A 10,912-nucleotide genomic window follows, 5' to 3' on the forward strand; every position below is an offset into this window, starting at 1 on the left:
GACGTTATGCAAATCAAACTAATGTTAGGTAAAGTTACATCAATAAAGATTGAACGTAAAAAAAACATTAAAAAAAAGAAACAAAACCATAGAGGATTTTTGTTTGTCAGCTGTTTATATAAGTTGCGCAGTAACCAAACGCATTTATTGAGTGGATTTAGTGTGCTTGCACCGGCTATTTTTAGTTTAAGTGTACAAGCAGCAACACAAACCACTGGGCAAATGGTGCAATTTGATATAAAAGCGCAGCGAGCAGACAAAGCCTTAATTGAATATGCTAAACAAACAGAGCAAACTGTGGTGTTTTCTTATGAGTTGGCAAAGCAGTATGATGCAAATTCAGTTTATGGATTTTACACTCAGCTAGATGCTCTAGAGGCATTATTAGGTGGGACTGAGCTCGATGCGGTTGTTGATCAAAATGGTTTACTGAGTATAAAACTCAAACAAATCAACAGGAATGATAACAACATGATGAAGCTTTCAGCGGTCAGTGCAGCAGTATTACCAGCTTTACTTGCAGTAAATTCGCAAGGTGTATACGCAGCAGAAGAAGTCGCTCAAGAAAAAATTGAAAAAATTGCTATTGTCGGTAGCCGAGTAGCAGGGCGTTCAGTTGAAGATTTACCCGTTCCAGTAGATATCCTAAGTGCAGAAGCGCTTGAAAATACGGGCCAAACAGAAGTTGGTCGTATGCTACAGTCTATCGCCCCTTCATTTAACTTTTCAAGCTCTGCAATTAGTGATGGTACAGATGCTTTAAGACCTGCGACACTTCGCGGTTTGGGCCCCGATCAAACATTGGTGTTAATTAACGGCAAACGTCGTCACCAAGCAAGTATTATTCATATTAATGGCTCTGTTGGGCGTGGTACCGCAGGTACTGACATGAATGCAATTCCAGCTTCTGCAATTAAACGCATTGAAGTATTACGTGATGGCGCTGCTGCTCAGTATGGTTCTGATGCAATTGCAGGTGTTATTAATATTGTGCTCAAAGATGGTAGCGAAGGTGGTAAAGCGGCTATTAACTACGGTCAATATTCTGAAGGCGATGGCGAAACCATTAACCTTGATTTTAATAAAGGCTTTGCGCTAGGTGATGACGGTTATTTAAATACAACTATCAATTACCGTGACCGTGCACCGACTAACCGTGCCGGTTTACATGGCTCTTGTCAGTTTTATGGTTGTACAGAACTAAGTGACGGCACTTTACTTGCTGGCGATCCGCGTGAGCTGACAGCCGATCGTGATACCTTTAGAATTGGTGATGCTGACTCTCAGCAGTTTGGTTTAACAATTAATACCGGTTACGAGTTAGGTGATGGCGAGCTTTACGGCTTTATTACTTACTCAACACGTGAAAATGAGTCGGCTGCATTTTTCCGTCATAATGCAAATGCAGGTGGTAACCCAGTACTACAAGATAACGATGCGACGATTCCGCTAGGTTTCTTACCAAAAATCAACACAACTATCGATGATATCTCGTACAACTTTGGTTATAAAACTGAATTTGATAACGATGCAAGCCTTGATTTATCTTACACCTATGGCGAGAACAGTATTGATTACACTACAAGTGACACTATCAATGCCTCATACGCTAACTTTTTACGTTATGACCAAGGTTTAAGTGCAGCTGATATTCGTACAACTATTCCACGTGAAGCGTACGCTTACGGCATGGAATTATCATTGCAAACAATCAATATTGATTTTACACAAAACTTTGATGATTATTCGTTAGCGATGGGTGCTGAAATACGTACTGACGAATACCGTATTTTAGAAGGTAATGAATATGCGTACCGCGATTACGACACATTAAATGGTGTAAGTATTTACAGCGGTTTAAGTGGCGGTGTTGGCTCTGAAGATGCATCGGGTGGTTCACAAGGTTTTGGTGGTTCATCACCTGCGTCTTCAGTGGATGAGTCACGTGATGTAATTTCATTTTACGTAGATGCAGAATCTTATGTAATTGAAGATGTGATTTTATCTGGAGCACTTCGCTACGATAACTACAAAGGTTTTGGCGATACAGTAAACTTTAAACTTGCTGGTAACTGGTCTATTACCGACGATATTTCATTACGTGGTGCATTAAGCTCAGGATTTAGAGCGCCTTCAATGCAGCAGCTTTACTTTAATAACGTAAGCACACAATTTGTTGTTGATACTAATGGGAATTTAGTTGCAGAAGAAGTTGGTACATTTAGAAATGATTCAACACTTGCGCAAAGTTTAGGTATTCCAAAACTTAAAGAAGAAAAATCACAAAACCGTAGTTTAGGTATTGTGTATAACGTTACCGATAATATTAATGTAACCGTTGATTACTACTCGATTGATATTGACGACCGTATTGTAATTAGTGATCGCTTAGGTAAAGGGTTATCTACAAGCCTTGATGCAGCACTAAATAGTGCAGGTGCTGGCGTAGGGCAGTTTTTCTTAAATGGTGCTGATACAGAAACTCGTGGTGTTGATTTTGTAGCAACGTGGAACACTGAAGGTTTAGGCGGCACGCTTGATTTTACACTTGCAGCTAACTTTACCAAAACAGATGTTGTATCGTTGTTCTCTCCTGCTGGCTCAAGCCTTGAGACAGTAAAAGTAGATGATATATTCTCAGCTGAAGACATCTCTATTATAGAAGAGTGGCAACCAGAGGACCGTATTAACTTAAGTGCGCTTTATCAACGTGATGATTGGACTGTTAACCTGTCACTTAATCGTTTTGGTGAATACACAGTAGAAGATGGCGGTCGTCAAACGTATGGCGCAGAAATTTTAACTGACGTTAAAGTTAACTACTTCGTTACTGAAGATTTATCAGTAAATATTGGTGCAAATAACTTGTTCGATGTTTACCCAGATAAAAATGAAATAGGTAACTCTCGCTCAGGTACTATTGTGGATGCTAGTGGCAACACAGTAATAAGTAGCTCAGGTGTGTTTGACTACTCACGTCGTTCGGCTCCGTTTGGATTTAACGGTGCTTACTACTACGTAGGTGCAGAATACCGTTTTTAATTAATAACCTCCCTTTTGTTATTTAACTCTAAGGGCCGTAAGGCCCTTTTTTTGGTTTTAGCTTGGGCTGATTTTATTTAGAAATCAAACTTATTGGATAATCATCGTATTGCTTAATATTATTCATTACATTCATTAAAGTATTATGTGTACTGTTTTCGTCTGCGGTTATAAGTACCGAACTTATTTCATATTTAGCCGCGAACATAGCTAAGTTAGTCGCAACTTGCTCTAAATCAATTAACCTCCCAGAAAAATATACTCCGTTACTTTCATCAATTCTAAATAAAGCATTTTTAACAGGCTTATCTATTTGAGGGCTGTCGAGTGGTCGGTTTAATTCAATAGCCACAGGTTTTACAAAAGATGTAGTTACAATAAAGAAAATTAGTAATATGAACACTATGTCTAACATCGGGGTCATATCTACATCAGCATTATTTTGTAGTTTGGTTAGTTTACTTTTCATATTGGACCTTATTTTTAATTAAATGCTGCGGCGCCACAGCAAGGTTTTAGGTACCTATTAACAAAATTAGCACAGCAAAAATAAAGCGTGGTTAAATAAATATTCTAATAATATTAAATATTTGTACTAATTATGTATTTAAAATGTGGTGAAATAAGGCGGTGTTTATACCGTTCTGCTTATATATGGGGTCTATTTAGCATCGTTATAATGTAATGCAATTTGTTAAATTGCTTAAAAAACTATGTAGATTGGTATTAGAGGCAATAAAAAACCCAGCTCGAGGCTGGGTTCTAGTTATGCGCTATGTCAGCTTAATGCTTTTGCATACGGCTCATTTCTGCATGGCAGCTTTGCATTGTTAATAATGTTTTAGCCAGTGCAGCTTCGCAGTCAGCTGGTTGCGGTTTATCCATTGCTGCTTTAATTTCTTCAAGGGTTTTATCTTCTACCTCTTCAAGCTCTTTTACATACGTGCTGTCGTTGTGTGAGGTGAAAGTAGTCAATAGGGCTGTGTACGCACGTCGTGCTTCAACTGCGAAAGATGAGCCATCTTCGCGTTCGCCTTTTTCATTAATTGCATATGGCTGCAAGCGCTCAACACTCACTTTTCGGGCATCTATCATACGCTGAAAAAGTGCACCAATAGCAGGGTCTTCAACTTTTTCCTGTGCTTTTTGATAAAAATCGATGCCGCTGTTCATAACTTGAATGATGTCAGTAATATGATTTACTTCTGATCCTTGATGGGTGTTCATAATGACCTCTTTAATTAAATGAATGTATAGTTCAATTAAATAAAAGCAATGTATGTTCCACGTTTTAATTATTATGTAGTTATTTGATTTTATTGGTTTAATTTTGATCTAGTAAGATGCTAAGTTAACAGGCAAAAAGTTAACCTAGCAATTTTTACATTATATTGTGTAATAAAGTTATTTTAGCTCTTCAGCTACTTCAGCTACTTTTTGACGTAACCAAATGTGACTCGCATCGCGATGTAACAGTGGGCTCCAAATCATATCAAGCTCAAAAGGAGGAATTGGAAATGGTGGCTCTAAAATTTTAAGCCCCGGATCATCCAAATATATATTTGCGGCTTTTGAAGGAAGGGTCGCAATCAAATTTTTCTCTTTAGCTAAATGAATAGCTACATGGTAGTTACGCGTAAAAGTGGCAATATTACGATGCTTACCAAAGTGAGCAAGTGCTTCGTCAACCCAGCCAAGTTTTTGAACATCTTTAGGGTCCATGCCTACACCTACACCAAAACCTGTTTTACTCACCCATATATGGCGCGCTTTTAAATAGCTGTCGAGGCTAAAGTTTTCAATTATAGGATTATCGGCTTTTACTAAGCAGCAAAAACTATCTTTCCAAATACGTTTATGATGAAAAGACTGCGGTAAGTTTTCAAAACGGTTGATTGCCATATCTACTTTACCGTTTTCTACATCATGAAAGGTGACATCACTTGGTGTGAGTATATCTAAAGTAGTATCGGGGGCTTCTTCGTGCAATTTACTTAAAAGCTTTGGTGCTAATGTACTTGCAGCGTAATCACTGGCCATTATTCTAAACACACGCTTACTTTGGCTTGCCTCAAATTCTCGATTAGGTGCTAGAGTTTCTTCAAGGGTCATTAAAATGCCACGAATAACGGGTTGTAACTCCAAAGCACGCTCGGTAGGTACCATACCATCGCTGGTACGAACTAAAATAGGGTCGTTAAATAAGTTACGAAGACGTTTAAGGCCATTACTCATTGCAGGTTGCGTTATACTCAATTGATTAGCAGCGCGTGTTACGTTGCATTCTCGAAGCAATGTATCGAGGTAAACGAGTAAATTTAAATCTATTTTACTTATATTCATTGTGTGTCCTTTAGCGCTTACCAGTGGTGAATAAAGCGCTGTGCTGTCGGGTATGGGTAAATATGACTTACCTGACCATTTTTTATATTTTGTTGTGCCTGCTTCCAAAAGCTAACATCTATAAGCTCTGGATGAGTACTGAGTAAAAACTTTTTATACATAGGGTTTGGCATTACAAATGTACAAAGTTGCTCAGGAAATACGTCCTGTGGTGCAACAGAGTAACTTTGTTCATCCATTAAATAGTCGTCATAGCTCTTTGCTTTTGGTAATGCTCTAAAGTTCATATCGGTTAGATATTGAACTTCATCGTAATCGTAAAAAATAATACGTTTGTGCTTGCTTACACCAAAGTTTTTTAAGAGCATATCACCAGGGAATATATTAACAGCAATCATTTCTTTTAGGGCTTGCCCATATTCTTCAATCGCGTCGGCGACACTTTCTTCATCAGCATTTTCTAAAAACAAGTTAAGAGGTGTCATTCGCCGTTCAATATACAAGTGCTTGATGATCAACCACTCGCCCTCAATTACCATTGATGAGCCAATTGTTTTATGTAATTGCGCAAGTAAATTACTATCAAAACGCGCTAAAGGAAATACGACGTTAGAATACTCGATGGTATCGGCCATTCTGCCAACGCGATCATGATTTTTTACCAGTTGATAACGCTTTAATACGGTATCACGGCCAAAGGGTTTACTCTCACCAAATTTGTCTTTTATTACTTTAAAAACATAGCCAAATGAGGGGAGGGTAAATACCATCATCACCATACCGGGAGTCCCCGGTGCAATTGTAAACTCATCACTAGAGTGAGATAAATGATTTAAAAACTCTCGGTAAAACTCAGTTTTACCCTGCTTATGAAAACCCACTGCGTTATAGAGCTCAGCAAGTGTTTTGTTTGGCATAAGTTGATTTAAAAACCGAACAAGTGCTGAAGGTGCGTGAGTCTCTACCATAAAGTAGGCGCGGGCAAAGCCAAAAATAACACGCATTTGAGATGACTTAGTTAAAAGTGCATCTAAATATAATCCGTTATCTTCATCGTGTAATACAGCGATTATAAAGGGCTGAACCCCACTTTTTGAAACAACACGACCAACAATATAGGCTGCTTTATTACGATAAAAAGGTGTGTGTAAAATATCAAAGCGCATTTGCCAAGGTTGGTGATGTGTATCGGGGGCTTGTTTATAAAAAGCTTTAACAAGGAGGCGGATATCACGCTCTAAATTTACAAATGGGGCTTTAAAATCAAAATGATTAATAATGCGTTTTATTGTTGGTTTGAGGCCATCAACTACAGGAAAGTATGTTCTATATTCTGCTTCTACAGGCACTGAAGGAGCATCTTTTAAGGTTGCTTCTACAAATATAAAGTCATTATGAAAATAGCGCCTATGGTACAGCCGGCAAAATACAGAGTTATAAAAAGTTTCGGCGAGCTCTGCTTGGGGATGAAAACATAAAAAATGCTGGTATATCTTTTTAACTTCAAGCCATAGGCTTTCATCGAGTTGTTCGGTTGGGGTTTCTTTTTTTAGCGCTTGCGTGGTTTCGTTAACACGATCATCATAATAGCTGATACGCAAACGGCTGATATCATTAATTGCTTGCCAATCTTTTTTTGCAAAGGCAAGAGGGGCTTTGGCTGTTGTTTTTTGAAATAACTGATAGTGCCTTTTAAAACCCGTTAAAATTAATTCAGCAATATGGCGAGGTTGCATTTGCACTCCTTAAAAGTCCCTAGAGTTTATACTCTATTGTGTTAAGGGTATGTTATTTTAAGTTTAAAACCAAGATAAATGTTACTTACTAACTAAGAGTAACTTATTGGAATTGAGCTATCTTTTTTTCGAGAATTTTAATTTGTTTAGTCACAGCCGATACGTTTTTCTTATATGTTTTATTAATTATTTTTAGTTTTTTAGTAATGTCTTTAGTAATACGCTTTTTATCATCAATGGCTAAGATATGATTTAACCGCTCTTGTTGTTTGTATTCAGCACGCTCTTTATTACGATCAAGTATTGTTAGTTTATGGTTATTACTGCGAAGCTCTGCCTGTAAGCCAGATAGAAGCCTTTCACGCTCAAGTTCGTTTAGTTGTTTAGTGTAGTCAACCTTAGGACCAGAATACTGATTACCCGTTGTGTTAACTTTATAAGTCGTTGCTTCGTCGTCACAGGGGAGTTGAGAAAAGACAGTGCCTTTTTCTGTTACACATTTGTAGTAAGTGGTATCGCTAAAGCTAAAAAAACTGATAAGTAAAAAGCTAGAATGGAGAATATAACGAGAAGTTTTAAACATACATGTCATCCTTGGTTTTTATATCTAACAACAATATAAAACTATAACCTAGCTTGGTGGTATATCAAGCTAGGTTAGGATAACTGTTATTGGGTAAAGGTTTTGAGCTTTTTAATACTCTGTACTAAAAATGGTATATCTAAACCTTGTTCAATAGAAAAACCTTCAGCGGCGGAAATGTTTTTAAAGTTACCATCTGAATCTATTAAGGTAATCCTATCTTTTTTATAGGCTATAACAACACCCTGAGAGTAGTTCACGCCCATATCGTCTTTTTTCTTGTATAGATTAACGCCTAGCATTGTTTGCTTGGCAATAGCTTTGCAATTTAAATATTGCCCAACGCTTGTTGCAATTAAATCGCTAGGTTGAATTAGCCCATCTACCTTAGAAATACGTTTGTCAGAGCTGTATAAAGTTGAGGTGGTTACTACTTCTTGCTTGTTATTGGCAAGACTAAAAGCAAAAACCTGTGTTTCATCATCTCGAACAGTAGGGGTATCACTCGCTTTAATTACTCGAATAGCACTAGAGCTATGTGCTTGATCATTAATAAAGCTTAGTTCTTCAATGCCAGTTACTTCAATGCTACGGCGCTGGCTTTGCCAAACTGGGAGTGTCTGCTCGGTTAAAATTGCTGCTTTATAAAAAGCGGGTAAACCATACACTAAGCTAAATAACGTATCGTCATGATTTGTTGGCTGTAAAAACTGCTCTGTTTTGTGCATGTTTTTATTCTCGGCAACAAACTTTTCGAGTTGTTGTTGAGTTTCAAATACAAATATATCTACATTGGCTTGTGTGTAGTCCTCGCATTTTTCAAGCGGGCTTGGCATTTGATAACTAATATTTTGGTTATTAATTTTTACGTTGTGTGCTTGCTCGTAGCTTTCTATATCTAGCAGATCATTTTTAGCTAACAAGCTTTTAGCAGTAGTAGGGTATGAAAGTGGCAAAACATTATCTTGTTTTGTTACATCAAAGTTTAAATTGGCGTCAGCCCAAATATGAATACTGTGGCTAAGCGAAAAACACACGATTAAAAAAGAAATTGCGTAACGTGCAAATTTATATTGCTTTAAACGCTCAAGGTGGTGCCATGTGTAATTACTAACAAGTAGCTGAAAGCCTAAAATAACAACAACAATACCACTGGCTAAAATGGTTGTTAAAGCAGGAGAGCTTGTTAAACGATGCCACAACAATGAAATGATCTCAGGTAAGGCAGATATACTTAGGTGATAACCTAAATTAACATACACATAAGCATCAAGAGTAAGCAATGATGCGCCTACAGTGGCTATAACAGCGGCCATGCCACGAATGTGTCGTGGGTAGGGGAATATTAAACTAAGCGGAAATACCGTCAGCACAAACGCTAAAAAGGCTATAAAACTAGTGTGGCTTAGCCAAGTAACTAGCATATAGGTAATGCCTAAAAAGCTTGTAGGTGGCGAGTCTGCAAATAAATAGCTTAAGCTAATAAGCAGGGCTAAGCCGATATTGGCAAAGGTAAACCAATGCCCCCAACTTAGCAGCTGACTCGCTTTTGATGAAAATTGATTGTGCTGCGATAAATTCATAAATTTTATTTAACCGACTGCGCGAGCGCTTTTGCAAAGTTCTCGGTTACAGCTTGTCTTTTCCCTGTTGGTACATGCTCTTTTAAGATATGCGTGATAGAATTTCCTAAACACATAAGACTTAAATCAACCGGCGCATTGTGTTTAGTTAGCACATCAATAAGCTGATCGACGATTTGTTCTACTTCTTCATTAGAGTATTTTGATAAGATTGGCATTAGTTGGTTCAATAAAATAGTTATATTCTCGTATTTTAACACTAGAGGCGTGAAAAACAAAGATGACAACAGACGTTAAAAAATTAGTCGTTCACTATGTAGACAAAAAAGACGACGATACGCAAATTCACCTTCGAAATGATGAGATGGTAATTAACGATAAAGTAGCTGTTTTTATCGAACAATTACATCATGCATACAATGGTAAACCTGGTAAAGGTTATTGTGCTTTCAGTGGTGACAAAAACAGTGTTGTAGCATCTGCAATGCAAAGTTACCGTAACGATGAGTTAGGCTTTTGGCATATGACCGAGCAAGCCTCAACGGTTTTAAAAGAAGAACTTGATAAATATGCATTTAGTGAAACAGGCTATTTAGTATTTTGTCATTACCAGTACGTTGCAACTGATTACATGCTAATTGCGATGATTAACATCAAAGAGCATTATTCTATGACCTCAGAGCTTGATTTAGCCGCTTCTCGTCATTTAGACATATCACGCATGCAACTTGCTGCTCGTATCGATTTAACAGCGTGGGATACACAAGCTGACGACAACCGTTATATTTCATTTATCAAAGGGCGAGCTGGACGCAAAGTTGCCGACTTTTTCTTAGACTTTTTAGGTTGTGAAGAGGGTATTGATTCAAAACAGCAAAGCCAAGTAATGCTTAGCGCAGTAGAGGATTATTTATCTGAGCAACAATTTGATAAATCAGAAAAAGACGATTTACGTAAACAAGTTTTTGACTACTGTAATGACTGTGTGACAACTGGTGAAGATGCCAGCGTAAGCGAGCTATCTGCAACGCTTACAAAAGGCGATGACAGCCCGTTTGATAGTTTTTGTAAAGAACAAAGCTATGACTTAGAAGAAACTTTCCCTGTTGATAAGAAAACCGTAACCAGCATGGTTAAGTTCTCAGGTCTTGGTGGTGGTGTGAGTGTAAGCTTTGAACGTAAACACTTAGGTGAGCGCGTAACTTACAACGAGGCAACGGACACGCTTGTAATTAAAGGTATTCCGCCAAACTTAAAAGATCAGTTACAACGTTTTATGGAAAGTGAAAGCGAGTAAATTTCACAAGTAAAAAGCTGATTTAAGAGCGCGGTATTTATATCGCGCTTTTTTGTATCGGTATATAAATTCGTTGCATCGGAAAAAAAACCTTAAAGATTTATTGCACAAAGAGAAGTGAAAGAGGAGTAAATGAGAAACACAAGCTAATCTTATTCACGGTGTTAAATTTCGGCTGTAGGCGTAAAGCTTGCTTATGCGAGAAGCAACGCTTCTGTTTATTTAATTTCTTTGCTAACCCCCCTGTGTCAGGATAGTTGTCGCCTCTAACTTTTAATAGAGGCAGATAAAATGAGACGTCGATTTACACAAGAATTTAAAGTTCAAG

9 protein-coding genes are annotated in these 10,912 nt (G+C 37.7%); 2 read left to right on the forward strand and 7 right to left on the reverse strand.

Going from position 1 to position 10,912, the window contains the following annotated elements:
* The first annotated feature begins 6 nt into the window (after nucleotides 1–6).
* Nucleotides 7–3,042, forward strand: a complete 3,036-nt coding sequence (locus tag GQR47_RS14710; protein ID WP_024596958.1) for a TonB-dependent receptor — start codon at nucleotides 7–9, stop codon at nucleotides 3,040–3,042.
* Nucleotides 3,043–3,115: 73 nt separating this feature from the next.
* Here GQR47_RS14710 and GQR47_RS14715 read toward each other — a convergent pair whose 3' ends face one another.
* The 7 genes from GQR47_RS14715 to GQR47_RS14745 all read right to left on the reverse strand — a co-directional run bounded on the left by GQR47_RS14715 (nucleotide 3,116) and on the right by GQR47_RS14745 (nucleotide 9,505).
* Nucleotides 3,116–3,511: a biopolymer transporter ExbD gene (locus tag GQR47_RS14715; protein WP_024596959.1), complete on the reverse strand. Its 396-nt coding sequence runs from the start codon at nucleotides 3,509–3,511 to the stop codon at nucleotides 3,116–3,118.
* Between the two features lie 314 nt (nucleotides 3,512–3,825).
* Nucleotides 3,826–4,269: a PA2169 family four-helix-bundle protein gene (locus GQR47_RS14720; protein WP_002961486.1), complete on the reverse strand. Its 444-nt coding sequence runs from the start codon at nucleotides 4,267–4,269 to the stop codon at nucleotides 3,826–3,828.
* A gap of 177 nt (nucleotides 4,270–4,446) precedes the next feature.
* Nucleotides 4,447–5,385, reverse strand: a complete 939-nt coding sequence (locus tag GQR47_RS14725; RefSeq protein WP_002961484.1) for a LysR family transcriptional regulator — start codon at nucleotides 5,383–5,385, stop codon at nucleotides 4,447–4,449.
* A gap of 17 nt (nucleotides 5,386–5,402) precedes the next feature.
* On the reverse strand, nucleotides 5,403–7,121 hold the full coding sequence (gene aceK / locus GQR47_RS14730; protein WP_024596960.1) for a bifunctional isocitrate dehydrogenase kinase/phosphatase: 1,719 nt from the start codon (nucleotides 7,119–7,121) through the stop codon (nucleotides 5,403–5,405).
* A gap of 103 nt (nucleotides 7,122–7,224) precedes the next feature.
* Nucleotides 7,225–7,704 carry a DUF4124 domain-containing protein gene (locus GQR47_RS14735; protein WP_024596961.1) on the reverse strand — a complete coding sequence of 160 codons (480 nt, stop codon included), beginning with the start codon at nucleotides 7,702–7,704 and terminating at the stop codon, nucleotides 7,225–7,227.
* Nucleotides 7,705–7,790: 86 nt separating this feature from the next.
* The gene (locus GQR47_RS14740) at nucleotides 7,791–9,287 is read right to left on the reverse strand and encodes a DUF3413 domain-containing protein (RefSeq protein ID WP_024596962.1); all 1,497 of its coding nucleotides are present in this window, start codon (nucleotides 9,285–9,287) and stop codon (nucleotides 7,791–7,793) included.
* A gap of 5 nt (nucleotides 9,288–9,292) precedes the next feature.
* Nucleotides 9,293–9,505, reverse strand: coding sequence for a DUF1414 domain-containing protein (locus tag GQR47_RS14745; protein ID WP_002961475.1), 213 nt, complete (start codon nucleotides 9,503–9,505; stop codon nucleotides 9,293–9,295).
* 62 nt (nucleotides 9,506–9,567) lie between these two features.
* Between GQR47_RS14745 and yejK the strand changes: the two genes are divergently transcribed.
* A complete protein-coding gene (gene yejK, locus GQR47_RS14750; RefSeq protein ID WP_002961473.1) occupies nucleotides 9,568–10,584 on the forward strand; it encodes a nucleoid-associated protein YejK in 1,017 nt (338 codons plus the stop codon).
* Nucleotides 10,585–10,912: the final 328 nt, after the last annotated feature.

It is taken from the genome of Pseudoalteromonas sp. Z1A2, from assembly GCF_011378755.1.
Classification (GTDB): Bacteria; Pseudomonadota; Gammaproteobacteria; order Enterobacterales; family Alteromonadaceae; genus Pseudoalteromonas; species Pseudoalteromonas distincta.